The 25,301-nt window shown below is 70.1% G+C and carries 29 protein-coding genes and 2 pseudogenes; 13 read left to right on the top strand and 18 right to left on the bottom strand.

The genetic code is table 11. The annotated features are described in order from the left end of the window. Positions 1–73: 73 nt before the first annotated feature. Both CIB93_RS26240 and CIB93_RS26235 read left to right on the top strand, forming a co-directional pair. A complete protein-coding gene (locus CIB93_RS26240) occupies positions 74–1,183 on the top strand; it encodes a DNA alkylation repair protein (RefSeq protein ID WP_096630356.1) in 1,110 nt (369 codons plus the stop codon). 132 nt (positions 1,184–1,315) lie between these two features. Beyond that, a complete protein-coding gene (locus tag CIB93_RS26235) occupies positions 1,316–1,567 on the top strand; it encodes a hypothetical protein (RefSeq protein WP_218839798.1) in 252 nt (83 codons plus the stop codon). A 37-nt stretch (positions 1,568–1,604) separates the two neighbouring features. On the opposite strand, the gene CIB93_RS26230 is transcribed toward CIB93_RS26235, so the two are convergent. After that, entirely contained in the window at positions 1,605–2,690 is a 1,086-nt protein-coding gene (locus CIB93_RS26230; RefSeq protein WP_096630354.1) for a nitronate monooxygenase family protein, read from the bottom strand. Next, positions 2,687–3,304 (bottom strand): flavodoxin family protein, encoded by a 618-nt coding sequence (locus tag CIB93_RS26225; protein WP_096630353.1) that lies wholly within the window; start codon positions 3,302–3,304, stop codon positions 2,687–2,689. Before CIB93_RS26225 ends, CIB93_RS26230 begins: the two co-directional genes overlap by 4 nt. Before the next feature lie 159 nt (positions 3,305–3,463). On the opposite strand from CIB93_RS26225, the gene CIB93_RS26220 reads away from it, so the two are divergent. After that, a complete protein-coding gene (locus tag CIB93_RS26220; protein ID WP_096630351.1) occupies positions 3,464–4,066 on the top strand; it encodes a TetR/AcrR family transcriptional regulator in 603 nt (200 codons plus the stop codon). Positions 4,067–4,697: 631 nt separating this feature from the next. Here the strand turns inward: CIB93_RS26220 and CIB93_RS26210 are convergent. Continuing rightward, positions 4,698–5,369 carry an SMI1/KNR4 family protein gene (locus CIB93_RS26210; protein WP_096630349.1) on the bottom strand — a complete coding sequence of 224 codons (672 nt, stop codon included), beginning with the start codon at positions 5,367–5,369 and terminating at the stop codon, positions 4,698–4,700. Between the two features lie 292 nt (positions 5,370–5,661). After that, positions 5,662–6,134 (bottom strand): annotated as a pseudogene (locus tag CIB93_RS39115) (transporter); the annotation flags it as partial. A gap of 117 nt (positions 6,135–6,251) precedes the next feature. Between CIB93_RS39115 and CIB93_RS26200 the strand changes: the two are divergent. Next, a pseudogene (locus CIB93_RS26200) lies at positions 6,252–6,656 on the top strand (MerR family transcriptional regulator); the annotation flags it as partial. Positions 6,657–6,726: 70 nt separating this feature from the next. Here the strand turns inward: CIB93_RS26200 and CIB93_RS26195 are convergent. Further along, a complete protein-coding gene (locus CIB93_RS26195; RefSeq protein WP_373558807.1) occupies positions 6,727–7,287 on the bottom strand; it encodes a DM13 domain-containing protein in 561 nt (186 codons plus the stop codon). Positions 7,288–7,811: 524 nt separating this feature from the next. On the opposite strand from CIB93_RS26195, the gene CIB93_RS26190 reads away from it, so the two are divergent. The 3 genes from CIB93_RS26190 to CIB93_RS26180 all read left to right on the top strand — a co-directional run bounded on the left by CIB93_RS26190 (position 7,812) and on the right by CIB93_RS26180 (position 10,406). Then, the gene (locus CIB93_RS26190) at positions 7,812–9,209 is read left to right on the top strand and encodes an FAD-binding oxidoreductase (protein ID WP_096630347.1); all 1,398 of its coding nucleotides are present in this window, start codon (positions 7,812–7,814) and stop codon (positions 9,207–9,209) included. Positions 9,210–9,338: 129 nt separating this feature from the next. Further along, a complete protein-coding gene (locus CIB93_RS26185) occupies positions 9,339–10,034 on the top strand; it encodes an ester cyclase (RefSeq protein WP_096630345.1) in 696 nt (231 codons plus the stop codon). A gap of 180 nt (positions 10,035–10,214) precedes the next feature. Beyond that, positions 10,215–10,406: a hypothetical protein gene (locus tag CIB93_RS26180; protein WP_096630344.1), complete on the top strand. Its 192-nt coding sequence runs from the start codon at positions 10,215–10,217 to the stop codon at positions 10,404–10,406. A gap of 182 nt (positions 10,407–10,588) precedes the next feature. Here CIB93_RS26180 and CIB93_RS38110 read toward each other — a convergent pair whose 3' ends face one another. Next, positions 10,589–10,852 (bottom strand): hypothetical protein, encoded by a 264-nt coding sequence (locus CIB93_RS38110; RefSeq protein WP_179500254.1) that lies wholly within the window; start codon positions 10,850–10,852, stop codon positions 10,589–10,591. A 63-nt stretch (positions 10,853–10,915) separates the two neighbouring features. Here CIB93_RS38110 and CIB93_RS26170 point away from each other — a divergent pair, with 63 nt between their 5' ends. Further along, positions 10,916–11,203: a YciI family protein gene (locus tag CIB93_RS26170; RefSeq protein ID WP_096630342.1), complete on the top strand. Its 288-nt coding sequence runs from the start codon at positions 10,916–10,918 to the stop codon at positions 11,201–11,203. 53 nt (positions 11,204–11,256) lie between these two features. Here CIB93_RS26170 and CIB93_RS26165 read toward each other — a convergent pair whose 3' ends face one another. The 4 genes from CIB93_RS26165 to CIB93_RS26150 form a co-directional block, all read right to left on the bottom strand. Beyond that, a complete protein-coding gene (locus CIB93_RS26165) occupies positions 11,257–11,466 on the bottom strand; it encodes a hypothetical protein (RefSeq protein WP_096630340.1) in 210 nt (69 codons plus the stop codon). 2 nt (positions 11,467–11,468) lie between these two features. Continuing rightward, positions 11,469–11,861, bottom strand: coding sequence for a carboxymuconolactone decarboxylase family protein (locus tag CIB93_RS26160; RefSeq protein WP_030844167.1), 393 nt, complete (start codon positions 11,859–11,861; stop codon positions 11,469–11,471). 99 nt (positions 11,862–11,960) lie between these two features. Then, complete coding sequence (locus CIB93_RS26155) at positions 11,961–12,290, bottom strand: TfoX/Sxy family protein (protein ID WP_096630337.1); 330 nt, start codon at positions 12,288–12,290, stop codon at positions 11,961–11,963. A gap of 14 nt (positions 12,291–12,304) precedes the next feature. Next, positions 12,305–12,760, bottom strand: a complete 456-nt coding sequence (locus CIB93_RS26150; RefSeq protein WP_096630335.1) for an SRPBCC family protein — start codon at positions 12,758–12,760, stop codon at positions 12,305–12,307. A gap of 188 nt (positions 12,761–12,948) precedes the next feature. Between CIB93_RS26150 and CIB93_RS26145 the strand changes: the two genes are divergently transcribed. Together CIB93_RS26145 and CIB93_RS26140 are read left to right on the top strand one after the other, a co-directional pair. Next, a complete protein-coding gene (locus CIB93_RS26145; protein ID WP_096630333.1) occupies positions 12,949–13,434 on the top strand; it encodes a hypothetical protein in 486 nt (161 codons plus the stop codon). Continuing rightward, positions 13,431–14,318, top strand: a complete 888-nt coding sequence (locus tag CIB93_RS26140) for a Crp/Fnr family transcriptional regulator (protein WP_096630332.1) — start codon at positions 13,431–13,433, stop codon at positions 14,316–14,318. Before CIB93_RS26145 ends, CIB93_RS26140 begins: the two co-directional genes overlap by 4 nt. Here CIB93_RS26140 and CIB93_RS39110 read toward each other — a convergent pair. Together CIB93_RS39110 and CIB93_RS39105 are read right to left on the bottom strand one after the other, a co-directional pair. Next, entirely contained in the window at positions 14,299–14,991 is a 693-nt protein-coding gene (locus CIB93_RS39110; RefSeq protein WP_257002368.1) for a hypothetical protein, read from the bottom strand. The two genes, CIB93_RS26140 and CIB93_RS39110, sit on opposite strands and share 20 nt — an antisense overlap. 238 nt (positions 14,992–15,229) lie before the next feature. Further along, positions 15,230–15,355 carry a hypothetical protein gene (locus tag CIB93_RS39105; RefSeq protein WP_257002367.1) on the bottom strand — a complete coding sequence of 42 codons (126 nt, stop codon included), beginning with the start codon at positions 15,353–15,355 and terminating at the stop codon, positions 15,230–15,232. Between the two features lie 48 nt (positions 15,356–15,403). Between CIB93_RS39105 and CIB93_RS26130 the strand changes: the two genes are divergently transcribed. Then, the gene (locus tag CIB93_RS26130; protein ID WP_257002366.1) at positions 15,404–15,703 is read left to right on the top strand and encodes a hypothetical protein; all 300 of its coding nucleotides are present in this window, start codon (positions 15,404–15,406) and stop codon (positions 15,701–15,703) included. A gap of 293 nt (positions 15,704–15,996) precedes the next feature. Here the strand turns inward: CIB93_RS26130 and CIB93_RS26125 are convergent, their stop codons facing one another. Both CIB93_RS26125 and CIB93_RS26120 read right to left on the bottom strand, forming a co-directional pair. After that, the gene (locus tag CIB93_RS26125; RefSeq protein ID WP_096630330.1) at positions 15,997–17,325 is read right to left on the bottom strand and encodes a class I SAM-dependent RNA methyltransferase; all 1,329 of its coding nucleotides are present in this window, start codon (positions 17,323–17,325) and stop codon (positions 15,997–15,999) included. Positions 17,326–17,496: 171 nt separating this feature from the next. Then, positions 17,497–19,554, bottom strand: coding sequence for an APC family permease (locus tag CIB93_RS26120; protein ID WP_096630328.1), 2,058 nt, complete (start codon positions 19,552–19,554; stop codon positions 17,497–17,499). A 322-nt stretch (positions 19,555–19,876) separates the two neighbouring features. On the opposite strand from CIB93_RS26120, the gene CIB93_RS26115 reads away from it, so the two are divergent. Together CIB93_RS26115 and CIB93_RS26110 are read left to right on the top strand one after the other, a co-directional pair. Beyond that, the gene (locus CIB93_RS26115; RefSeq protein ID WP_096630326.1) at positions 19,877–20,545 is read left to right on the top strand and encodes a TrkA family potassium uptake protein; all 669 of its coding nucleotides are present in this window, start codon (positions 19,877–19,879) and stop codon (positions 20,543–20,545) included. Further along, positions 20,545–21,222, top strand: a complete 678-nt coding sequence (locus CIB93_RS26110; RefSeq protein WP_096630324.1) for a TrkA family potassium uptake protein — start codon at positions 20,545–20,547, stop codon at positions 21,220–21,222. The genes CIB93_RS26115 and CIB93_RS26110 overlap by 1 nt, the downstream gene beginning before the upstream one ends. Positions 21,223–21,302: 80 nt before the next feature. Here CIB93_RS26110 and CIB93_RS26105 read toward each other — a convergent pair whose 3' ends face one another. The 4 genes from CIB93_RS26105 to CIB93_RS26090 all read right to left on the bottom strand — a co-directional run. Then, a complete protein-coding gene (locus tag CIB93_RS26105; RefSeq protein WP_096630323.1) occupies positions 21,303–22,094 on the bottom strand; it encodes a DUF3159 domain-containing protein in 792 nt (263 codons plus the stop codon). A 3-nt stretch (positions 22,095–22,097) separates the two neighbouring features. Next, on the bottom strand, positions 22,098–22,523 hold the full coding sequence (locus tag CIB93_RS26100) for an OB-fold nucleic acid binding domain-containing protein (RefSeq protein ID WP_179500253.1): 426 nt from the start codon (positions 22,521–22,523) through the stop codon (positions 22,098–22,100). Between the two features lie 98 nt (positions 22,524–22,621). Then, positions 22,622–23,317 (bottom strand): response regulator, encoded by a 696-nt coding sequence (locus tag CIB93_RS26095; RefSeq protein ID WP_096630321.1) that lies wholly within the window; start codon positions 23,315–23,317, stop codon positions 22,622–22,624. Between the two features lie 74 nt (positions 23,318–23,391). Further along, positions 23,392–25,301 (bottom strand): DUF4118 domain-containing protein (locus CIB93_RS26090; RefSeq protein WP_096630320.1); only part of this gene is annotated, 1,910 nt, incomplete at its 5' end.

Here is a 25,301-nt window from a genome sequence, read left to right as displayed (position 1 = left end):
GGTACCGGGCGGCGCGCCCGACCGCGCAGGGCGAGCACGCCGCCCGGTACGGCACCGAGGAGAAGGGACAGTCGTGCCCACGGCCGACGAACTGATCAACCCTCGCACCACGGACCTGCTGGCCTCCGTCATGGCGGCAGGAGGCGCCGCACCGGCGACTGCCCTCCGCGGCTGCGGAGCCCTGCTCGAGGACCTGGCGTTCAGTCGGCGCGTCACCGCCGTGAAGGAAGCCGTCCTCGCCGACCTTCCGGACGCCTACCCCGCCTTCGCCGACGTCGTCCACGCGGCCCTGCGCCAACCCGAATTCACCGGCTGGATGACCTTCCCCGTCAACGCAGCCGTCACCGAACGCGCCCTGGCGTCCGACGTGTTCGAGCCGGGTCTCGATCTGCTCGCCACCCTCACTCCGCTGCTCACCGCGGAGATGGCGGTACGCCCCTTCCTCAGCGCCGATCCGCCACGGGCCCTGGAACGGGCGATGCTGTGGACCCGTCACCCCGATCCGCACGTACGGCGCCTGGCGAGCGAGGGCACCCGCCCGCGCCTCCCCTGGGCGTCCCGGCTGACCGCGTTCGTCGCCGATCCCACCCCGGCCCTGCCCATCCTGGACGCGCTGTACCGAGACCCGAGCGAGTACGTCAGGCGCTCAGTGGCCAACCACCTCAACGACATCAGCCACGACCACCCCGGCACGGCCGTCACCACCGCCGCCCGCTGGCTCGCCGAGCCCGCACCCACCACACCGGCCCTGGTCCGGCACGGCCTGCGCACCCTCGTCAAGGCCGGCGACCGTGACGCGCTGGCCCTCCTCGGCCACGACCCCGACGTCCGTGTCCGGGTCGTCGGCCCCGACGTCCGCACACCCCACGTGCAACTGGGCGAGGACCTGGTCTTCGGCTACGAGGTGACCAACACCGGGCCCCGTACCGCGCGACTCGTCATCGACTACGTCGTCCACTACCGAAAGGCGAACGGCAGCCTCTCCCCCAAGGTCTTCAAACTCACCAGTCGCGACCTCCTCCCCGGCGAGCGCCGCTCGGGCGTCCGCCGCCACCCGCTCCGGCCACTCAGCACACGTCGACACCACCCGGGCGCGCACCGCGTACAACTCCAGATCAACGGTCGGCCCTACGACTCCTGCCCCTTCACCCTCCACATCCCACCGGAAGCCACCCTCGGCTGAACGCCCCCATGAGGTCTCCCGTGCACGGCGCTTCAGCGCCGCCCCCGCTTCCGCCCGCGGCACCGACCCGCTCCCCTCGCCCCCGCTTCCACCCCGCCCGTTCCCTGTCCGAGAGGATCGACGATGCACGGCATGTCCCCTGCGTTTCGGCGCGTGATTCTGGTGATCGCGGCCATCGGCCTGGTCAGCGGCTGTTCCCAGCAGTACAACGACGAGCGCGGCAAAGGGGACGCGCCGGTCCAGGGGCGCTCGGGGGACAACACCCCGGCCGAGGTCTTCAACATGCCCGACGGCTTCGGCGACCTCACCACCAAATGCGTGGGAGCCGGCAAGCGCGCCTATGTCACCACCCGCTGGTGCGGCACGACGATCCGCCCGTCATAGTCCCCGCCAACACCGCCGTCGTCGACGATCCGACCTGTCAGGCTCCCTGACCTCCCCGTGCCCGGAAGTCGTCCATGAGCAAGCTGAGGTAGTCACGCGCGCCACATGCGCCACCGGCGAGTGCCGCGGCCTGACCGGCCCACAGGCTGCTGAGATCCTCCCGCCCTTGGGCACCGGCTTCACGACGGACGGACTGCATCAGCGCGCTCTGCACGGGGTACGCGGGCACGGTCTCCTCGTACGGGGCCATGTCACGGACGAACCGGTTCACGATTCCGCGGGCGGTCCGGCCCGTGAAGAGACGCGTGAGAACGGTGGTGCGGGCCTCGGGGGAGCCGAGTGCCCTTTTGTGGGCTTCGCTCGCCCCTGATTCGCGGGTGGCGAGGAAGGCGGTGCCGATCTGGACGGCGTCGGCGCCCAGGGCGAGCGCCGCGGCCATCCCCCGGCCGTCGGCGATCCCGCCGGCGGCGACGACGGGAACGCTCACGGCGTCGGCTACCTGGGGCACGAGCGAGAACGTCCCCACGAGCGACTCCCGTACCGGCCGCAGGAAGGCGCCCCGGTGGCCGCCGGCATCGGCGCCGGAGGCCACGACGGCGTCGACGCCGGCGCGCTCCAGTGCGACGGCCTCGTCCACGGTGGTCGCCGTGCCGATCACCGCGATGCCGCGGCGGCGCGCCTCGTCCATCACCCTTCGGGGCGGGAGGCCCATCACGAAGCTGATGACCGGGGGCGCTGCCGCGAGCAGCGCGTCCACCTGGGCGTCGAAGTCCGGCCCCGGCGTGACGTCCTCGACCGCCACCGCGGGCAGCCCGAGTTCGTCGTAGCAGGGGTGCAGCCGCCGGATGTGGGGGGCCAGTTCGGCGGCGTCCGGCCACGGTCCGGCCTCGTCCTGGTGGGGGACCCAGAGGTTGACGGCGAACGGGTGGCTGGTCCGGGCCTTCAACTCGCCGACGAGACCCGTGATCTCCCGCGGCTCAAGGAGGTGCGCCCCGTAGGAGCCCAGCCCTCCCCCTTCGGACACGGCCGAGGCCAGGGCGACCGAGGACAGGCCCCCGCCGAACGGTCCCTGCACGACGGGAAGGGCTATGCCCAGCAGATCACCGAGGCGTCCGGCGCTCACGCCGTCACCGCCAGGGCTTCGACGGCCTCGCGCCCGTGCACGAACTGCAGCGCCGTCCGGGCGACATGCTCGCCGAGATGCCGCGCGGTCCGCAGATCGGCCTCTGCAGGGGACTCCTCCGGGCCGAGGTCGGAGGGCGACTGCGCCATGGCTCCCACGAACGAACCAAGCCGGTTCAGGTCCTCGGGACTGCCGCCGGAGCTGTAGATCCAGCCGGGCATCAGGCCAAGCGGAACCCAGTTCATGCCGTGCTGGGCCGCAAGGACCGTCATGGACAGCAGCGCGTTGTCCTTGTTGCCGTTCACCCCCGCCGAGTTGGTGAACCCGGCGGCGAGCTTGCCCTGCCACCCGCGCGCGGCCCAGACGGGGGCACTGGCCTCCACGAAGCGCTGGAACACGGCCGAGGTGGCGCCCATGTACGTGGGTGAGCCGAAGACGATCGCCTCCGCCTCCGCCAGGGCCGCCCACAGGCCCTCGTCGAGCGTGGAGACGTCCCGCAGATCGGCCAGGACGCCAGGCACCGCCGCGGCGCCCTCCGCCACGGCCGCCGCCTGCCGGGCCGTGTGCCCGAATCCGCTGTGGTAGGCGATGACGACAGAGACAGGTACGGACATGTGGCCCTCCATGAAGTGGTGTATGCCCCGGAATCGGGGCGAATGGTCAACCGGACGCGGGCGTCGGGACCGCCTCCGGAAGACATGCTAGACGACCGGTCAACTACTACGCCACCCGGCGCACCTCCGAATTAGTTGACCGGCCGTATACTTGCGGCCATGGGACGCACCAGCACCGCACGCGAGCGGCTCCTCGACGCCACCGGCGAACTCATGCGGCACCGGGGGTACAGCAGCCTGGGAGTGGCGGAGATCTGCGCCGCGGCAGAGGTCAAGAAGGGCAGCTTCTACCACTTCTTCACCTCGAAACAGGACCTCACCCTCCAGGCGGTCAACGCCCACTGGGAAGGCCAGCGCGGCGCCTGGACCCTGGCGCTGGACGGCCCGGACCCCGCCCTGGTCCGGCTCCGCCGGCTGCTGGAGGGCATGGCACAGGTCCAGCGGCACAGGAAGGAGACCTGCGGCACGGTCGACGGCTGCCTGCTCGGGAACCTCACCCTCGAACTCAGCACCCAGGAACCTGACGTTCGAGCCAGGCTGGAAGAGATCTTCGACGAGCAGACCGCGCTGATCGGCGACGTGCTCGGCCAGGCCGCGGACGAAGGCGCCATCCCTCGCGAGCACGCCGGACAGTCGGTCGCACGCGCAGTAATCGCCCATCTGGAGGGGCTGGTGCTGTTCGCCAAACTCAAGAACGATCCCGCGGTCCTCGACACGCTCTGGCCCCACACACTGCTCCTCGTCAGCGCCGAAGAGCCGTAGACAGCCCCGGTACGGACACGGAGTGGCGGGCCTTGCGACACCCGCCCGCGCACCCGCATGCGCGGAGCAGACAGGCGGCTCGGCCACTCCGCGAAGCGCCCGGGGCATCGTTCTTCACGCAGGAGCAGCGACGAAGTGCCGGCGCCGGAGATCCGCCTCCGCCCGGTCCGGACACCGGCTCGCCCATCAGGGCCCTCGCAATGTCCCCGGCCGCCATGAAGGAGTCATGCCCTCCAGCCCACAGCATCCCGCGCCCACCCCGAGGGGCGTCCCAGGCGCGGACGCCGAGGACCCCATGCCGCACCGGGAGGAGTTCCGCCGCCGTCCGCCGGAGTCACTGAACGAGCTGCACGGGCCGACCCACGGTGTCGTGGCTCTGCCGCTGCGCATGGCCTGGTCCGGGATGGAAACGGTGCGCTCTCATCATCAGACTTCGACATCATTGACAGTCCATCAGAACGAGCGTCACCGGAGCGTCAAGATGTCCCGCCGACCGTAAGAGCTGGGCCGGGGAGGCGCGTCCACCACCTCTGCACAGGCCGCGAAGCAGCAGGTCGGCGACGTCGATGAGCGCGCGCCGTGTTCATCCTGTGTCTTTCGGAAAACAGGTTGAGCACACAAGACGACGGGCCTACGGGGCCGGACTCTCGGCTGTCTCCAGCCAGTCGGTGTACCAGCGGGCGAACTTCACTGGCATACCGTCATCGTCGAGGAGCGGCACGAGGTCAGCATCGTCCACCCGACGGTCGGACCAGATCGTGCCGCGGTGCCGGCCACTGACGATCAGCCACTCTCTCTGGGCGCAGCCCAGATGGGAGATCACGATGGCACCGACGGTGCGCTCCGGAGCAAACATGACAGCCTCCCACCGCTCGTCCCACGCCTCGATGGCGTCGTCGAAGTCCTCGATGTTGTCGAAGTCTTCTTCCTCCGGGCGTTGGGCGAGAAGTTCGTCGAGCAGCTTCGGGTCCGGGCCCTGGGCGGGAAATGGCTCGGCAAGTCTCGACAGGTCGGCCAGATCCGCGCCGTCGCCTTCCCAACGCCAGCGGTCTTGTACGCGCCGAACCGGGAACAGGCCGTATGCGGGACCGGCGCCGCCCGCGCCAACGTAGAGCAGGAAGGCCCGGTATTCCTCCGGCAGCCCCACGCCTGTCTGAGCCTCGAGTTCGGCAAGCTCATCCTGGGTTAGCGGCTCCTCCACGACCCACTTGTGCCCCGATGCCCCGAACACCTTGCTACCCCCAGGCCCTGCACCCGCCGCCTCGACCCGCTGACGTACGCGCACCCACCACCGATCAGTCATGCGCAGACCGTACGTGCAGCCACCGAGACCCGGGTTGCAGGCCCTGCTGATGCCGCCTCGACGAGCTGTGGTGACTGTTCCCTACGGGAGCCCCCCAAGCAGACGCACCGTCGTTGGAAGGGCGCGCGGTGGAAGTCGTCGGGCACACGGAGTGGGCGGTGCTGGACGCCTGGTCCCTGGAGAGGCTCCGTGTGCAGCGAGTTGACACGTGAGAAACCGCGTCGCCGACAGTGAGGCCAGGAGGGGGGCACCGCGCTTCACGCCATGGGGTCTGAGTCATAGGATTGGGTCCGGTGAAGTCAGGAACGAGGTCGACTGCGTCCGGTCGAGCGAGAGATACACGTGGACCTTGGTCCGCTGCGGCGGGCAGAGGCTCGCGAAGTTCTGCAGCCGGCGGTAGGCGCTGTACTGCTTGCGCTGGACCTTCGTGATCCCGTCGCCGAGACCGAGCAGGACCTCGTCCGCCGCTTTCGCCAGTTCTGCGATCCGCTCGCCCCCCGAACGCACCGGCCTGGTGCGCCGCTCCGGCCTACCCTGTACCGGCCGACCCCCAGCCGTTGCCACGGTCTCGGGGACGATCAAGTCCCTGCCGAAGAGGCAGCAGCGGACCAGGTCGATGCTGCGCCGGTGCTCGCGCACGGCATGGAGGTCGTAGCGCGTATAGTCGCCGGCCACACAGATCAACCGAGGCCCGCTCCGGAACACCTGAGCCGCGGCAGTCGCCCCGAGGCGCTCACGGACCAGGTGCTCGAACTCGGCCCGATGCAGCGGTCGGCCACCCTCACCACCAGGCAACTCCACCCTAACGTTAGAGTAGAGAACGGCGGTGCCCACCGGGCCGAGGCCGCCGACGACGACGCGGAAGACCAGAGGATTACGGGCGTGGACGGCAAGCACATGCAGATCGGCGAGGTCGCCGCGCGCACCGAGCTGTCCCTGCGCACCATCCGGCATTACGAGGAGGCCGGCCTGGTCGTCCCCTCCGCCCGCTCCCAGGGCGGGTTCCGCCTCTACAGCGAAGCCGACGTCGCCCGGCTCATGGTCATCCGCCGCATGAAACCCCTCGGCTTCACCCTCGACCAGATGCGCGACCTCCTCGACGCCACCGACCGCCTCGACGCCGGCACCGACCTCGATGCCGACGATCGGGAAGCCCTGCTGGAGCGCGTGCGGACCTACCAGCAGGCCGCCGCAGAGCAGGTCGACAAGCTCCGCGTCCAGCTCGCCCGGGCCGAAGACTTCGAAGCCACCCTGCGCACCCGCCTCACCCACACCGCCACGTCAGCCCCCGGTGCAGACGTGAGGCCTTGCCGGACGAGGCGTCTGCCCGCCCTCGCCGGACAGAGCACCGTCGCCGTTACGCCAGCTCCGCCGCGCCGAAGGAGACGTCGAACCGGTCGCACCAGATGGTCACGCTCGTGTAGTCCGCGAGTTGCACGTCAGCGGGGATCGGGTAGTTCTGGTCGCCCTTGTTGCCCTTGAGCTTGCCGAGGCTGACGTACTTCCCGTCGTCGAAGACGTGCCAGCCCTCCTCGCCTTCCTTCACGGGGGCATCGGTCAGCCAGACGCGCAGGTCCGGGCCGTTGCTGGTGTCCAGGCTCTCCAGCCGGAGCGTCCGTGACCCGTCGGGAAGCTGCACGATCTTGGCCGTACCGGTGGTCGTGTGCTCGTGGCTGATCAACCCGCCCTGGGCGACGGTGCGGGGTCCGGCCGGTGCGGACGGCGTGGCCGTGGAGCCGGCCGAGGGCGAAGCGGCTGGCGTCGGCGGCAGGGGCGACGTGCTCGGGAGTGCCTCGCTGACCTTCTCGTCCGTCCACAGCTTCCAGGGCTGGAACCAGTAAAGGCCGACGCCCGCCAGCACCACTGCTGCCACCACCGCGCTGAGAACCAGTGTCCGCCGCTTCCCGCTCCGTGCCACCACGTCGACCTTCCGTCCGGATACCTGCGATCCAGACCGATTCAACCCCGTGCCCCGCCCCGGCCTCCAGCTCGGGCGGATGACGATTGCCCTACGTGCGTTGCGGCCCGGCGGACCGAGGTGCGCGGCCGGGCCGTGCGGTGACCCACGGCCGACGGGAGGCTCCGGCAGTGGCAGCACTCGCCGTCCTCAACCGGGCCACGGGCGCCCTGCGGGTCCGCAACCTCTGCGAAGCCCTCGACCACGAACTGCTGCCGACGAACAACGAAGGCCCCACGCAGGACCGGCCCGGATGTGGTCCTGTGGTCCGACCGGGCAGGTCGGATCGCGGGAGTCGGGGGGAGGCCGCAGAATGGAAGTCCGGTCACTGCGGCAGTGCTCAGGCGAGTACACAGGCCGCCTCACTGCTCCGCTTGGCGGTCCGCCAACAGAAACGCGGGCCGGCCCGGCCCATCGCCCGAGACGCACGCGCAGGGCCGCCCCGGAGACGACCGCGGCAGAGGCAGACCACCGGAGGAGAAGCCATGACCGTCACCGACCCGGCGACCACGCTACGTGGGAGGTTCGCGGGCCAGGTCCTGCTGCCCGGGGAAGCGGGCTATGACGAGGCCCGCGAGGTCTTCAACGCGCTGATCGACCGGCGGCCGGCGGTGATCGCCCGGTGTGCGAGCACCGCGGACGTCGTGGCCGCCGTGGAGGTGGCCCGCGACCATCGGCTCGTCGTGGCGGTCCGAGGTGGCGGCCACAGCGTCGCCGGACTGAGCACCTGCGACGACGGCATGCTGATCGACCTCAGTGGGCTCAGGACGATCACCGTGGATCCCGCCGCGCGGACGGCGCGGGCCGGCGGAGGCGTGTTGTGGGGCGAGTTCGACGCCGCCACGCAGGAACACGGCCTCCATACGCCCGGCGGGCGCGTCACCACCACCGGGATCGGCGGTTTCACCACCGGCGGCGGCTACGGCTGGACCTCCTCCGTGTACGGGCTGGCCTGCGACAACCTCCTCTCCGCCGAAGTCGTCCTCGCCGACGGAAAGGTGGTGCGCGCGAGCAAGGACGAACACGCCGACCTGCTCTGGGGCCTGCGCGGCGGTGGCGGCAACTTCGGCGTCGTCACCGAGTTCGAGTTCCGGCTGCACCCCCTCGGCCCGACTGTCCTGGCCGGGCTCGCGATGTTCCCGATCGAGCGCGCGCCCGAGGTGCTGCGTACCTGGCGGGACCTCGCCGACGCCGCACCCGACGAGCTCGCGACGGCGGTCGTGGTCCTCACCGCGCCGCCCGAGCCGTTCGTCCCCGAGGAACTGCGGGGCAAGCAGGTCCTGGGCATGGCGGCCATGTACGTCGGCGACGCCGACCGGGGCGCCGACGTGATCCAACCGCTCAAGGACCTCGGCCCCGCCGTCGACCTCATCGGCCCGATGCCGTACACCGCCTTCCAGGCCGTCACCGACCCCATGGCGCCGTGGGGCGTCCGCAGCTACTGGCGCGGCGAGTACCTGCGCGAACTCGGCGACGACGCGATCGACACCTTCCTGGCCCGGGCCACGGAGGTCACCGCGCTCGGGGCGCCCCTGACCCAGGCGATCATCTTCCGCATCGGCCAGGGCATCGCCGCGGTGCCCGACGGGGCGACCGCCTTCTCCCACCGCGACGCCCGCTATCTGTTCCACCCGATCTGCGTGTGGACGGACCCGGCCGACGACAGCCGGATGATCGCAGCCGGCCGCGCCTTCGCGGCCCTCATGCGGCCGTTCGGCACGGGGGCCTCATACCTCAACTTCACACCCGAACCGGACCGGGTGCACGACGCCTACGGAGACGCTGCCTACACACGCCTCACGGCACTCAAGGACGCCTACGACCCGGCCAACCTCTTCCACCTCAACCACAACATCCGTCCGAGCAACGGCGCAGACTCGTAGAGGCCCTGCTCCGGGCGGCCCGCTGAGCGCCCTTGCCCTGACCGACCCCGTGACGACCCGACAGGCACGGGACGGGGGCCAGGCGTAGCCTTGAATTATCCAGGGCTGTCTCGGACTACGGGAGGCGTGATGACGTTCGTGCAGGTCATCGACTGCAAGACGAGCAGGGCCGATGAATTGAACAGGCTGATGGACTCCTGGGTCGAGGCGACCCGGGGCAAGCGGACGGCAACCCACTCGATCGTGGGGCGCGACCGCGCCGACTCCACCCATGTCGTGGAGATAGTGGAGTTCCCCTCCTACGAGGAGGCGATGAAGAACTCGAACCTGCCGGAGACCGACCGGATCTTCCGGGAGATGGTGGCCCTGTGCGACGGCGAACCGTCCTTCACGGACCTCGACGTGATGCGCGACGAGCAGCTGAACAAGGTCGTGGTGCGGAGCTTCTTCGAGGACGTGATCAACGCGGGGAACGTCGACGCTGCGGACGCGATCTGCACCGCCGACTACCGGGAACACGACCCCTCCCTGTCCTCGTCCGATGTGGGGCTCGAGCAGGCCAAGGCCGAGAACAGGGAGACCATGGCGGCCTTCGAGCCGCAGGCCACCGTCGAGAGCATGGTCGCCGAGGGCGACATGGTGTGCGTCCGTGCGTCCTTCAAGGGGCGTCATGTGGCCGCGTACCAGGGCATGGAGGCCACCAGCCGCGAGGTCTCGGGAACCGCGCACGCGACCTTCCGCTGCGCAGGCGGCAAGATCGCGGAGAGCTGGTGGAACTTCGACGACCTCGGCCTGCTGAAGCAGCTCGGCGTGGTGGAGGCCTGAACCGAGGCGGCGCCCGGGCAATCCAGACTCCCCCGCTCACGCGCATCCAGAGCCGTCGGCGTCTCGTCCGCTCCGTACCGCTTGTGTCCATTCACGAGTGGCCTGGCCGCGCCAGCAGTACACCAAGATCCTGACCGCCGCCGGGCGAGCACTCCGCGCACCGGGCGGGACGACGACGCGATGCTCCGCAGGATCGACCAGATCGAGGCACGGCTGAACCCGCTGCGCATCACCGCCGCGGCCCGCCTCACTGAAGCCGGCACGGACCTCACGGCGGCTCCTGCCATGCTGGCGGCGGCCCGCAGGGCGATCACGGACGGAGTCCTGGGATACACCTTGCTTTTCACGGAAAGGGCCCCTCGGCTCGCGTGACCCGGCCACGAAAGGGGCGGCGGCCACGAGCGTGAACCCGAAGGTGTGAGCGGTCGCGCACAGGGCACCGGGCCCGGCCCGCTCCGGCTGCGTGATCAGCCCCTCCAAGAGTGACGCGGTCCTTGACCCACAGTCCTCACGAAGTCCTCGCTCGATCTTGACGCCACTCTAGGACAACTGTCCTAGAGTCCCTGACCAACGAACTCGCCAAACTCGATCACTCCGCACGCCGCCAGGCCGTCGGCGTCTTCGAGCTGTTCCTGACGTGGCTTCGTGAACAGTTCGAGGCACTCGGGTCCACGGCCGAGGCCGTCGAGCACGCGATGCACGTCCTGGCCTTCAGCCAGGGCGTGGCCACGTTGTCCAACGCCTTCCACGACGGCGAGTTCGCGCGGCGCGAGGTCGACCGCCTCCACGACTGGCTCGACGAGTGCCTCGCGGATCACGCGTCATCGCGCTCCCGCCACTGAGCCGCCTGGCCACACCACCAGCAAACGAAGGAGTTTCGAGTGTTCGTCGTCCTGCTCCGCTTCGCCACCTACAAGAGTCAGGCTCCGGATCACATGGCAGGCCATCAGGCATGGATCCGGCAAGGCATGGATGACGGGGTCTTCCTGCTGATCGGAGGCATACAGCCCGGACAGGGCGGTGCCGTGCTGGCCCACAACACGACCCTCGACGACCTGCGACAGCGCGTTGCGGCCGATCCGTTCGTCGCCCACGAGGTCGTCTCGGCCGAGATCATCGAGATCGCCCCGAACCTCACCGACCCGCGGCTCGCATTCCTGGCGGGCTGAACCCACGACCGGGGCCTGCTCGCAGAGACCCTCGCCGCCCGGCCGCGAATGCGTCAGGCCCCGTCGGGAGGAGGCAGGTCTCGCAGATGGCGTGCCTGGGTGTCATAGTCGCTGAGAACGTGTCTGAGCTGTTCCAATGACTCCTCGGGGATGTCGGAGGGAGCGGACTCGGCCACGAAGCGGGCGGCGGCCACCAGTGCCGCGAACTCGAAGGCGTGGCCGGTCACGCGCAGGACCCCGGGCCGGGCCCACTCCAGGTGCACGATCAGCCCTTCGAGGCGAGGTAGTTCTTGATCTCACCCAGTTCGCGCTCGAAGTCGTCGTAGTCCTCACGGACGCCGTTGAGGTACGCGCTCCAGCCGAGGCTGTTCTTCGCGTAGTGGACGGCTTCCTGGATCTCCTCGTCGGTGGCCCCGAACAGCTTCGCGGCCTCGGTGTGGAAGAGCGTGCAGTATCGGCACTTCGTCTCGGAGTGCAACGCGATCCCGATGAGCTCCTTGTACTTGTTCGGGATGAGCGTCTCGCCGAGCTCGAGCTTCTTGAAGATCTCCCACTCGTAATCCATCAGGTCATCGGGGATGCGGGAGAAGAAATGAGGCACAAGGCCCAGGGTCTCCTTGATCTCCGCCTCGACCTCGCTCCGGGTACGGCCCGCCATGGCGACCACTCCTCTCAGCCGAGCGAAACTGGCACCCCTCCTTCCACGCTAGAGCGCGCCCCCGGCAGCCGCGACTCCTGCCGCAGCCACCTCGCCACGTCACTTGGGCGGCAACCCGGCGGCGAACGCATGACCTTGATCGATCCAGCCGGCCAGATCCTCGTCCTCGGAAAGGGCGGACGCGGCGACGACGACCCAGCCGCGCAACGGGCGGCCGGTGAAATCGAAGGGCCTCGTCCCGGGCCGCGCGAGAGCAGCGTCCGTGGTGTCGGGACCGACCCGGACCATCAGCTCGTCCCCGATCACCCCTACGCCCATGTTGCCGGCGTGCAGGAACGCCAGGCCGCCGAACATCCGCTTCTCCGTGATGGCCGGGTCCGCGCCCAGGTGGGCACGGACCCGTTCCGCCAGTACCTCGTCGAACGCCATGGGCGTCCTCGCGATCAGTCCTGCGGCGTGCTCAGCCGCTCCTCCAGGTCCCGCAGATCCTTGACCAGCGAGGATCGCACCTTGCGCCCCATGAGCGGCGCCGCGAGACCGTAGAGGCCGGACGCGTCACCCCGTACACGGATCCGGGCGAGCGTGCCGCCGTCCGCCGTCGGGGTGAAGACGTAGGTCACGTGCATCGGCATCGGGCCCGCGACCGACACCATGTCCAGCAGCCTCGGGGGCTCGTACGCGGCGACGCGCAGCACATAGTCGATCCGCCTGCCCAGGAAGTACGCGGTCCGCGTCACCTCGGCCCCGACCCCGAAACCACCCCCGCCGGCCTCCCGGGTCAGCTCCGCCGTACGGATGCCCTGCGTCCACTCCGCGTCATGCCGCCAGTCCATCGCATACGCCGCGACCCGCTCGCACGGCAGCGGCAGCACCCGCTCCACCGTCACGTCGATTCCCATCCCCTGCCCCTGCTCCCGATCCCGCCGCACCCACCTCCATGGACCCACTCCGTTGGGGCTGCGGCAACCGGAGCCCGCGCGGGACTACCGGTGCGTAGGTAAGGGCGGTCACATACCTGCCCGCGGCATGCCTCCTAGCGTCGGCGACGAAAGCAACAGAACGAACTCGACCCGATGGGACGATCATCATGACCACGGCAACACACGTATCCCCCAAGACCGCCGCGATCCCGGTCCACGCCGTGTGGGGCGCCGCGGCCGGACTCGTCGGCGGCGTCGGCATGGGCATCTGGATGTCGGTGTCCCGGCCGGTCATGGACACCGCGATGATCACGATGGTGGCCGGGCTGCTGGGCTCCACCAACGCCTTCGCCGGCTGGCTGATCCACCTCTCCATCGCCCTGTTCGCCGGCACCACGTTCGGCATCGTGTTCGGCCACCTCGCGCAGCGCCTCGCGCCCGCGGTCGTGCTCGGCCTGGTCTACGGCGCGGTGTGGTGGACCCTCGGATCCCTGTGGATCATGCCGGCCAACATGAGCATGCCCGTCTTCGACTGGAACGACGTCACCGCCTCCAGCCTGGGCGCCCACCTCGTCTTCGGCCTGCTGGCCGGACTCACCTTCGCCACCATCGCCCGGAGTGCGGGCGAGCCGACCGGCCAGACCTCAGGATGACCACGCCGATAGGACCGACGGCGTCCGCACCCGGCCCCGGCGCGCCGCTCCGGGGCGCCGGACCCCGCGCCGGTGCCCCGGAGGACTACTGTCTGGCCCACGGCGCGGGCGCGCTGGCCAGCCCGCCCTGGGGGTATGTGCCCCCTCCGTGGGCACCGGGACGACGCGAGGAACCGCCCCACAGGAACCACACCGGCGACGACGCCGAGAAGACCTTCTGCATCTCCGAGGTCGACATCTTCAGTGATCTGACCGAAGCGGAGATGGATGCCATCGCCGCCGCGGCCCCCATGAAGACCTACGGCGCCGGCGAACTGCTCTACTCCCCCGCCCAGCCCTCCGAGGTGCTGTTCATCCTCAAGAAGGGCAGGGTGCGCATCTTCCGGGTCTCCGCCGAGGGCCGCGCGCTCACCACTGCGATCATCTGGCCGGGCACGATTTTCGGCGAGATGGTCCTGCCCGGACAGCGCATGTACGACAACTTCGCCGAAGCCCTCGACGACGTCACTGTATGCATCATGAGCCGCGCCGACGTCCACCGCTTCCTGCTCTCCGACGCCCGCATCGCCGCCCGCATCACCGAGATCCTCGGCCGCCGCCTCACCGACCTCGAACAGCGACTCTCGGACAGCGTCTTCAAATCCGTCCCCCAGCGCATCGCCACCACCCTGCTCACCCTCACCGCCGAGACCCGGCCCCGGGTGCTGGGGGTACGCAGCCCGCAGATCGCGCTCACCCACCAGCAGATCGCCGCCCTCGCCGGAACCTCCCGCGAGACAACCACCAAGGTCCTGCGCGACTTCGCCGACCAGTACCTCATCCGCCTCGCCCGAGGCCACATCACCGTCCTCGACGCCGAACACCTCACCGACCACGCCGGCTGACATCACCGAACCGTGAGCAGCAGGCCGCCCACCACCCGCAGTTAGGTCGACAGTCGAGCCGACCGCACACAGGATCCTGGAGCCATGGAGATCGAAGTCCTCGTGGTGCCCGACTGTCCACACCGGCAACGTGCCGAGCAGCAGCTACGCAAGCGTCCAGGCGTTCGAATCGCGAGAAGAGGGTGTCGGGGTCGTCGACAAGCACCTCGTCCAGGCGTGAGCAGCCGATGACCATCTTGCCCTGATGCCCGGAGTTGCCTTCGCTGACGTACCACAGGATCCGGGCGGGAACGCTCTCTCCCCGATGTCCCGACGAGCGGTAGTAGACGTGCTCGCGGCTGATGCCCAGTACGTCGTCCCTGGGAACGAGCATGACCGGAACGTCGAAGAGCTCCGTGGACCAGCGCGGCTTGATGGGTGCGATGAAGGAGGGCAGGGCCGTGTCGATCAGTTTGGCCGGCCACCACACCCGCTCGGCCACGCTCGCGATCCCGGGCGATACGCGATCATCGAGGCGTGGCGTCGACCGCCTCATCCGTCCCGCGATCTCCGCGGCCTTCTCCGAGACGGCCTCGGGATGCGGAGCGAATCCCAGCCGCTCGGCCTGACCAGGCCCGTCCAAGGGCGCGCTCTCCGGCTCGTCCAGGCACTGATCACCGCCGCCGAGGTGCAAGGACACTCCTGTTCGGCCGGAGCGACAGGCGCCACACCCCGGCCTCACCGCCGCCGCAGCACACCATCCCACTTCAGCATCACCGCACACGGGCAGGCAGTGGGGTTCCTCGTCCTCCAGGAACAGGACCGTACCGAGCACATCGCCACCGCGAAGGAACTCGCAGAGGCCGAGAAGTACTCCTGGGTCAGGATCCCCCGCTTCGACTACACCCCGTCCGAACGCCTCCGCCTCGTCCTCAGCGGCGGCCAGCCGCACCGGGCGAGCGAATGGTCCGCCCCCCGGACGCTCCCTCGAAGACCAGCTCGCCGAGATCGCACAGGAGGTCACCCTTCGCGGCGAAGCCGCAGAGCGCAGACGCCACGACGAGATCGAAGCGGCACGCCAGAAGCGCATCCGCTGGGAAGTCGCTGTGGAGGAAGCCCGCGTCCAGTACGCCGGGGCGTACCGCTTCAAACACTTCGAGGAACAGGAAGCGGCATGGCGCCATGCCACCCGACTGACCGAGTACCTGAGCGCCGCACGCACACGCATCGAGACCATGCCGCCGGGCCAGCCCCGGACCGAAGCCGAGGCATGGATCAGCTGGGCAGCGGCCGCCGTTGAGCGCCTCGACCCGCTGAGCACACCACCCCGGCTGCCCGACCTCCCCGAGCCACGAGCCGACGACCTCAGGCCATTCCTCGGACACTGGAGCCCCTACGGCCCCTGACACGACATCCGCCCGACGCCCTGCCCGGCGTCACGGAACGTCACTACCGAGAAGCGAACGAGGGATCGTCCACAGACTCACCGGCCAGCCTCCCCACCCCTTCGGAGGGGCCCACCGCCACCCGACTGTGGACTCCTCCGACCGCCGCCAAATCACGCATGACAAACCCTCAGAAACTGCGCTGCTCGCGCGTCAAACGTGCGTCAGACATGACGCTCGTGCGTCAAACGTGCGTCAAGATATCGCACCTAACGCACGTAACGCCCATAACGCACACTCGGAGAAACGGCAGGTCAGCGACCCTTCTCAGCAGGCTCAAGGATCGCCACGCACTCCACATGATGCGTCATCGGAAACAGATCGAACGCCCGCAGCGTCCGCACCCTGTATCCGCCCTCCGCGAAGTACGCCAGGTCCCGTGCCAGCGCCGCCGGGTCGCACGCGACGTAAGCGATACGACGCGCGCCCAGGCCCGAGAGGTGCTTGACGACCTGCTTGCCCGCGCCCGCGCGCGGCGGGTCCAGGACGATCAGGTCGCATTCGGTGATGCCGGTACGGGGCAGGATCTGGTCGACCTTGCCGTGTTCGATGCGGACGCGGTCGAGGTCCTTGAGGTTGTGGCGGGCGTCCTCGACCGCTCGCTTGCCGGACTCGATGCCGAGGACCGCGCCCTTTTCGCCGATGCGCTGGCCGATGGCGCCGGCGAAGAGGCCCACGCCGCAGTAGAGGTCGAGGGCCGTGTCGTTCTTGCGGGGCAGAAGGCCCTGCATGACGGCGCGGACGAGGGTGTTGGCGGCCTGGGGGTGGACCTGCCAGAAGCCGCCGGAGCCGACGCGGTAGGTGCGGTCGTCGGCGCGTTCGCGGACGAAGGCGCGGCCGTGGACGCGGTGGACGCCGCCGTCCTTCTCGTCCACGCGGAGCACCGAGACCGGCTTGTCGAGTTCTACGAGGGGGAGGCGGCCGCCGGGCTTCGGGGTGAGGATGACCTGGCGGTCGTTGGAGCCGGTGGCGGTGATGGCCTCCACCGCGGCCATCTGAGGCCACTCGCGCTTCTCGACGCCCAGTTCCGAGACCCCGGGGGCCGCGATCAGGCAGTGGTCGACCGGCTGCACGTCGTGCGAGCGGTGCTTGCGCAGGCCCGCGTTGCCGTCGGCGTCGACGGCGTACTGGACGCGGGTGCGCCAGGCGGGGACCTCGCCCGCCGGAAGCTTGTCGCCCTCGGCCGGCATGACCGTGCCGTCCCAGCCCGCCTCTTCGGGGGTCAGGCCCGCCAGGCGCTGGAGCTGCTCGGCGATGACCTCGCCCTTGAGGCGGCGCTGCGCCCCCGGCTTGGCGTGCTGCCAGTCGCAGCCACCGCACATGCCGGGGCCCGCGTACGGGCAGGGGGCCTCGACGCGGTCCTTGGACGGTTCGAGGATCCGTACGGCGTCGGCGCGCAGGAAGCGGGAGTCGGTGTCGCCCTCGGTCACCTTCGCGATGATCTTCTCGCCCGGGAGCGTGTGGCGGACGAAGAGGACCTGGTTGCCGGCGGTACGGGCGATGCAGTGGCCGCCGTGCGCGACGGGCCCGACCTCGACCTCGTACTCCTCCCCGACCAGTGACGACGTGGGTGCGTTCTGCATGAGGGGAGGCTCCAGGGGCGGGGTGGCGGCGAAGGGGTGTGGTGGCGGGCGAGCAGTCGCGCCTTGCGGGCAGGACAACAGCCCACCAGTCTACGTGGGCGTGGGCGGGGCGCCGACCACGAGCGAGGCCCGCGTCGTGGGGACGCCCGTCGCGCGACCGTCCGCCGCCGCTCACTTCTTGGGGTTCGGCTCCTTGCTCCTGCTGTTCCTGCGTTCCACCGGGCCCCGGCGCACCGACCCCGGAGCGTTCCATTCCGCGCGCTTCCCCGCCCGCCTCTTCGCGGCCTCGGAGGACTGGAGCTGGTAGGGGACGGACGTGACCATGACGCCCGGGGTGAACAGCAGGCGGCCCTTCAGACGCAGGGCGCTCTGGTTGTGGAGCAGGTGCTCGTACCAGTGGCCGACGACGTACTCGGGGATGTAGACGCTGACCACGTCGCGCGGGCTCTCGCGGCGCAGCCCCTTGACGTAGTCGATGACCGGGCGGGTCACCTCGCGGTAGGGCGAGTCGAGGATCTTGAGCGGTACGTTGATGCCGCGCCGCTCCCAGTCCTCGCGGAGCGCCTTCGTCTCGTCCGGGTCGACGCTGATGGAGAGGGCCTCCAGGCGGTCGGCGCGGATCAGTTTCGCGTAGGCGAGGGCGCGCAGCGTGGGGCGGTGGAGCTTGGAGACCAGCACGATCGCGTGGACACGGGAGGGGCGCAGGCCCTCGTCCACGGGGGCCTCGTCGGCGGCGATCTCGTCGGCGACCCGGTCGTAGTGCTTCCGGATGGCGGTCATCGTGCCGTAGAAGATCACCATGCCGAGCAGGGCGACCCAGGCGCCGTGGGTGAACTTGGTGGCGAGGACGACGACCAGGACCAGCCCGGTGAAGGTGGCGCCGAAGGCGTTGATGGCCCGGGAGCGGATCATGTGGCGGCGCCGGGCGGGGTCCTCCTCGGTGCTCAGATGGCGGTTCCAGTGCCGGACCATGCCGGTCTGGCTGAGGGTGAAGGAGACGAACACCCCGACGATGTAGAGCTGGATCAGGTGCGTGGAGTCGGCGTCGTAGATCCAGACGAGCAGGATCGCGGCCCCGGCCAGCAGGACGATGCCGTTGGAGAAGGCGAGGCGGTCGCCGCGGGTGTGCAGCTGGCGCGGCAGGTAGCGGTCCTGGGCGAGGATCGAGCCGAGCAGCGGGAAACCGTTGTACGCGGTGTTCGCGGCCAGGAAGAGCACGAGTGCGGTCGCCGCGGCGAGGACCATGAAGAGGAACGAGCCATGGCCGAAGACCGCCTCGGCGACCTGGGAGATCACCGGGTCCTGGGTGAAGTTCTCACCGACCGGGGAGCCGTCGCGGATCAGGTCCACGGCCGGGTTCTCGGCCATCTTGACGTCGGTGGCCAGGGCGAGCCCGATGATCCCGCAGAACATGGTGACGGCGAGCAGGCCCATCGCGGCCAGCGTGGTCGCGGCGTTCCTGCTCTTGGGCTTGCGGAACGCGGGAACCCCGTTGCTGATCGCCTCGACGCCGGTGAGGGCGGCGCAGCCGGAGGAGAACGCGCGCAGGAGGAGGAAGACCAGGGCGAAGCCCGCGAGCCCTTCGTGTTCGGGCTTGATCTCGAACTCGGAGGTGGGGGCGTGCATCGTGTCGCCGAGGACCAGCCCCCGGAACGCGCCCCACAGGATCATCCCGAAGACACCGGCCACGAAGAGGTAGGTGGGGATGGCGAACAGCCTCCCCGATTCCTTCACGCCGCGCAGATTCATCAAGGTGAGCAGGACGATGGCGCCTACGGCACAGAACGTCTTGTGCTCGATGACGAACGGAATGGCGGAGCCCAGGTTCTCCACACCCGAGGAGATCGACACGGCGACGGTGAGGACGTAGTCGACGAGCAGGGCGCTGGCGACGGTCAGTCCGGCCTTGGGCCCGAGGTTGGTGTTGGCGACCTCGTAGTCGCCACCGCCGCTCGGGTAGGCGCGGACGTTCTGCCGGTAGGACGCGACGACCGTGAACATGAGGACGACGACGGCGAGCGCGATCCAGGGGCTGAAGTGGTACGCCGACACTCCCGCGACGGACAGCACGAGGAGGACTTCTCCGGGTGCGTACGCCACCGAGGACAACGGGTCGGATGCGAAGACGGGAAGCGCGATGCGCTTCGGGAGGAGCGTTTCTCCCAGCTTGTCGCTGCGCAGCGCCCGGCCGATCAGGATCCGTTTGGGCAGGTCGGTCAGTTTGGACACGCTGAGGATCGTAAGCGGAGCCGGGGCCCGGGACGAACGCCCTTTTCACGTGGCCCCGCAATCTCCTGCGCTCGGCGGAGAATGCGGGGCCTTCTTTAACGAAATCCTTGCGCCCGCTCTGACCATTTTGCTTTTCCTTTGCCGGAGTGTCCCGGAGACAGGGACACTCCGGATGAGGCCGGGGCATCCCTGGCGCATAAGCTCATCCCCGGGCCGCACCGCGGGTGCGGGCCCGTTGTTTGCCCGGCAAGCTGAGAGAGAAGTGTGAGCAGCGTGTTTTCGCAGGTCAGCCGGATGACCAGGACGGCGGGGTAGGCGCACAGTGCACATCGTCATCATGGGCTGCGGGCGCGTCGGAGCCGCTCTCGCGCAGACCCTCGAACAGCAGGGGCACACGGTCGCGGTGATCGACCAGGACCCTACGGCCTTCCGCCGTCTCGGGTCCGGATTCGGCGGGCGCCGGGTCACCGGGGTCGGCTTTGATCAGGACACCCTCCGCGAGGCGGGCATCGAGGAGGCCGGGGCTTTCGCCGCGGTCAGCAGTGGCGACAACTCCAACATCATCGCGGCCCGGGTGGCACGTGAGACGTTCTCCATCGAGAACGTCGCGGCCCGGATCTACGACCCGAAGCGCGCCGAGGTCTACCAGCGTCTCGGCATTCCCACGGTGGCGACGGTGCGCTGGACGGCGGACCAGATGCTGCGCCGGCTGCTGCCCTCGGGCGCGGAGCCGCTGTGGCGTGATCCGAGCGGGGGTGTGCAGCTCGCCGAGGTGCACACGACGCCGTCCTGGATCGGCCACAAGATCAGCACGCTCCAGGAGGAGACGGGGGTCCGCGTGGCCTTCCTCACCCGGCTGGGTGAGGCCATTCTGCCGACCTCGCAGACGGTTCTCCAGGAGGGCGATCTGGTGCACGTGATGATGCGTACGGACGAGATCGCCAAGGTCGAAGAGGCCTTCGCCCAGGGTCCCGAGGAGGGCGGTCACTGATGCGTGTGTCGATTGCCGGGGCGGGCGCGGTGGGCCGTTCCATCGCCACCGAGCTGCTGGAGAACGGGCACGAGGTGCTGCTGATCGACAAGGCGCCGAGCGCCATCTCGGTGGAGCGGGTCCCGATGGCCGAGTGGCTGCTCGCGGACGCCTGCGAGATCACGTCGCTGGACGAGGCGGCGCTGCAGCGGTGCAACGTGGTGATCGCCGCGACCGGGGACGACAAGGTGAACCTGGTCGTCTCCCTGCTCGCCAAGACCGAGTACGGCGTGCCGCGTGTGGTGGCCCGGGTGAACCATCCGAAGAACGAGTGGCTGTTCAACGAGTCCTGGGGCGTGGACGTCGCCGTCTCGACGCCGCGTCTGATGTCGGCCCTGGTCGAGGAGGCGGTGAGCGTCGGAGATCTGGTCCGGCTGCTGCGCTTCAGCCACGGCGACGCCAACCTGGTCGAGCTGACGCTGCCGCCGGAATCGGCCCTGGCCGGTACCCGCGTGGGGGACGTCGCCTGGCCCGAGGACACCTCGCTGGTGACCATCATCCGCGGGTCGCGGGTGCTCACGCCGAGCCCGGAGGAGTCCCTGGAGGCCGGTGACGAGCTGCTGTTCGTGGCCGCCCAGGCGCGTGAGGAGCAGTTGGAGGACCTGTTGTCGGTCCGCCGCGGCCCCTCGGACGACTGACCCGGAGAGTCGCCTGTACGTGAAGGGGCCCGGAACCCAGGAAGCGGTTCCGGGCCCCTTCACGTACGTCCGTTACGGGGTCACGCCTCCGGGTTGCGCAGCGCGGCCGCGGCCTGTGCCGCGCGCTCCTTCTCGGCCCGCTCCTCGGCCTCCATCTCGGCGAAGACGTCGATGGGCGGCGGCGCCTTCGCGAGGAAGACCCAGGTCAGATAGACCGCGAGCAGGAACGGCGGGATCTTCAGGGCGACCAGCACCCAGCCGAACTGGGTGGTGTCGGCCCACCAGTAGAGCGGGAAGAGGATCGCGCACTTGGCCAGCAGGATGAGTCCCCAGGCGTAGCTGGCCTTGGTGTACGCCTTCTTCCGGCCCGGGTTGCGGGTCCGCCAGGAGAGGTTCTCCTTGAAGACCGGGCCGAGGATCAGCCCGATCAGCGGTACGCCCGCGGCGGCGGTGCCGAGATAGGCGATGGCCAGGCCCAGCGTGTAGAGCATGCCCGGCAGGTAGAAGTCCTTGGCGTTGCCCGTCATCATCGCGAAGACCACACCGAAGGCCACCCCGAAGACGCCGCTGAAGGCGTGCTTGACGGTGTCCCTGCGGATCAGCCGGACGGCGACCAGGGCCAGGGACACGGCCAGGGCCGCGATGGCCGAGATGTGCAGGTCCTTGTTGATGGTGAAGATCGTGACGAAGAGCAGCCCGGGGAGGACTGTCTCCACCATGCCGCGTACGCCGCCGAAGGCCTCGAAGAGGGCGGCCTCGGTGACCGCCTTCGACTCGGCGTCCTGCTGAGCGGCGTGCTTGCCCCCTGCGTCCTGCTGTGCGGTGCGGTGGGACTGGTCCGTTTCGGACGTCGGCTTGTCCAGAGACGTCACCGGCTACTCCTTGCCGAGCGGTCGGAGTTCGTATGTGGGGTTGAACAGCACCCGGCGGCCGTGGCTCATGGCGACCCGCCCCGATGCGATGATCCTGCGGCCGGGCTCTATGCCGACTATGGAGCGCCGGCCGAGCCAGACCACGTCCAGCGGCTCGGTGCCGTCGAAGAGCTCCGCCTCCAGGGCGGGCACTCCGGCCCGGGGTCGGAGGGTGACGGTGCGCAACGTACCAGCCACCTTCACGATCTGCCGGTCGGAGCACTCGGAGATCCGGGTGCATCCGGTGACCTGCGCGTCCTGCCGCAGCTCCTGGGACTCCAGGTCCTCCTGGGAGCTGGAGAGCCGGTCGAGCATACGGCGGAAGCGCCCGGAAGGCCTCGCCGCCTTCCCGGCCTTCCCGGCTTTCTCGGATCGGGGAACAGCACTCATACCCGAAGGGTACCGGTCCCGGCCACCGCGGTCGGGGGTCCGGTGACCACTCGAATGGATGGCGCCGGGGGGTGACCGGCGCGGTGTCCCGCCGGGTCTCAGCCGCGTTCGAAGCGGTAGCCCATCCCCGGCTCGGTGACGAAGTGGCGGGGGTGCGAGGGGTCCGCCTCCAGCTTGCGGCGGAGCTGGGCCATGTAGACCCGCAGGTAGTTGGTCTCGGTGCCGTAGGAAGGGCCCCAGACCTCCTGGAGGAGCTGCTTCTGGCTGACCAGACGGCCGCCGTTGCGGACGAGGACCTCCAGCAGGTGCCATTCGGTGGGGGTGAGCCGTACGTCGCGGCCCGCCCGGTGCACCTTCTTCGCGGCCAGGTCGACGGTGAATTCGGCCGTCTCGACGATCGCGATGTCCTCGCCGCCGCCCTCCTGGCCGACCGGCTCCGCACGGCGTACGGAGGCGCGCAGCCGGGCCAGCAGCTCGTCCATGCCGAAGGGCTTGGTGACGTAGTCGTCGGCGCCCGCGTCCAGCGCCTCCACCTTCTCGTCGGAGGTGTGGCGCGCGGAGAGGACGAGGATCGGGACCCGGGTCCAGCCGCGCAGCCCCTTGATCACCTCGACCCCGTCCATGTCGGGCAGCCCGAGGTCCAGGACGACGACGTCGGGGTGGCGGGCGGCGGCGAGCTGGAGGGCGGTCGCCCCGTCGGGAGCGGCGTCGACCTCGTACTGGCGAGCCTTCAGGTTGATCACGAGGGCGCGGACGATCTGCGGCTCGTCGTCGATCACAAGCACCCTGGTCATCGTGGACCTGCCTTTCTGTATGGGGAAGGGGAAGCGAACGCGTGGGGGGCGGGCGGCATACGCCCTGGGGTGGGTCACGAGGTGACCTGCGCGGGGAGGTCGGCGTCGACGCGGGCGCCGCCCGGCGCCGCGGCGAGGGTCAGCACCATGGTCAGCCCGCCGCCCGGGGTGTCCTCGGCGTCCAGCGTGCCGCCCATGGCCTCCGCGAAGCCCCGGGAGACGGCGAGGCCGAGGCCCACCCCGGCTCCGCGCGGGGCGTCCCCGTACCGCTGGAAGGGTTCAAAGATGCTCTCCTTGGCCTCTTCGGGGACGCCCCGGCCGCGGTCCACGACCCGTAGCTCCACCCGGCCGCCGAGCGCGCTGGCGGCGACGTGGACGGGCTCCTGGCCGGAGTGGTACTTGACGGCGTTCTCCACGATGTTGGCGACGACCCGCTCCAGGAGCCCCGGGTCGGCGGCGACCATGGGCAGCGTCTCGGGGATGTCGAGGTCGACGCTGCCGTCGGGGACCCCGCCGAGGGCCATGGGGACCACCTCGTCGAGATCGATCTCGCGGATCAGCGGGGTCACGGTGCCGGTCCGGAGGCGGGACATGTCCAGCAGGTTGCCGACCAGGTGGCCGAGCCGGTCGGCGCCGTCCTCGATGCCTTCGAGGAGCTCCGCCCGGTCCTGCTCGGACCAGGCGACGTCGTCGGAGCGCAGGGAGCTGACGGCCGCCTTGATGCCGGCCAGCGGGGTGCGCAGGTCGTGGCTGACGGCGGCGAGCAGGGCGGTCCTGATCCGGTTGCCCTCCGCGAGCCTGCGGGCCTGTTCGGCCTGCCCGACCAGGCGCCGGCGGTCCAGGACGACGGCCGCCTGGGTGGCGAACGCGCCGAGCACCCGGCGGTCCTCGGCGGGCAGCACCCGGCCGGACAGCGCGAGGGCCATGTCGTCGCCGACCGGCATGTCCACGTCCGCGTCCTCGGGGCGGGCCACCGGGGCCGGTCCGACCGATCCGGCGCAGGTCCACGGCTCCACGTCGCTGCTGCGCTCCAGCAGGGCGACGGACTCCATGGCGAAGGTCTCGCGGACCCGCTCCAGCAGTGCGTCCAGGGCGGTCTCGCCGCGCAGCACGCTGCCCGCGAGGAAGGAGAGGATCTCCGACTCGGCGCGCAGCCGGGCGGCCTGGTGGGTGCGCCGGGCCGCGAGGTCGACGACGGAGGAGACCGCCACCGCCACCGCGAAGAAGATCACGATGGCGACGAGGTTCTCCGGGTCCTGGACGGTCAGGGTGTGGGTGGGCGGGGTGAACCAGTAGTTCAGCAGCATGGAGCCGACGGCCGCCGAGGCGAGCGCGGGCCGCACTCCGCCGAGCAGGGCGGCGACCACGGTGAGGAAGAGGAAGAGCAGGACGTCGTTGGCGAGGCCGGGCGCGTCCTCCATGCCGCGCAGCACCACCGCGAGCAGGACCGGGCCGACGACGCCGACGAGCCAGCCCCAGACGAGCCGGGCGCGGCCGAGCCGGGCGCCGCGGGCCATGGGCAGACCGCGGCCCTTGGCGACCTCCTCGTGGGTGACGATGTGGACGTCGAGGTCGGGGCGGGACTCGCGGGCGACGGTCGCGCCGACCCCGGGTCCGTAGATGTACTGCCAGGTCTTGCGGCGGCTGGAGCCCAGCACGATCTGGGTGGCGTTGACGCCGCGCGCGAACTCCAGCAGGGCCGCGGGTATGTCGTCGCCGATGACGTGGTGGAAGGTGCCGCCGAGGTCCTCGACCAGGGTGCGCTGGACGGCCAGCTCCTTCGGCGACACGGAGGTCAGGCCGTCGCTGCGGGCGATGTAGACGGCGAGGATCTCGCTGCCGGAGCCCTTGGCCGCGATCCGGGAGGCGCGGCGGATGAGGGTGCGTCCTTCGGGTCCGCCGGTGAGGCCGACGACGATGCGTTCGCGGGCCTGCCAGGTGGTGCGGATGTCGTGCTCGCCCCGGTACTGCTGGAGGTACTCGT

The organism is Streptomyces sp. WZ.A104 (assembly GCF_002382885.1).
In the GTDB taxonomy this organism is placed as follows: domain Bacteria; phylum Actinomycetota; class Actinomycetes; order Streptomycetales; family Streptomycetaceae; genus Streptomyces.
This window is presented reverse-complemented; position numbering and strand designations above follow the sequence as displayed.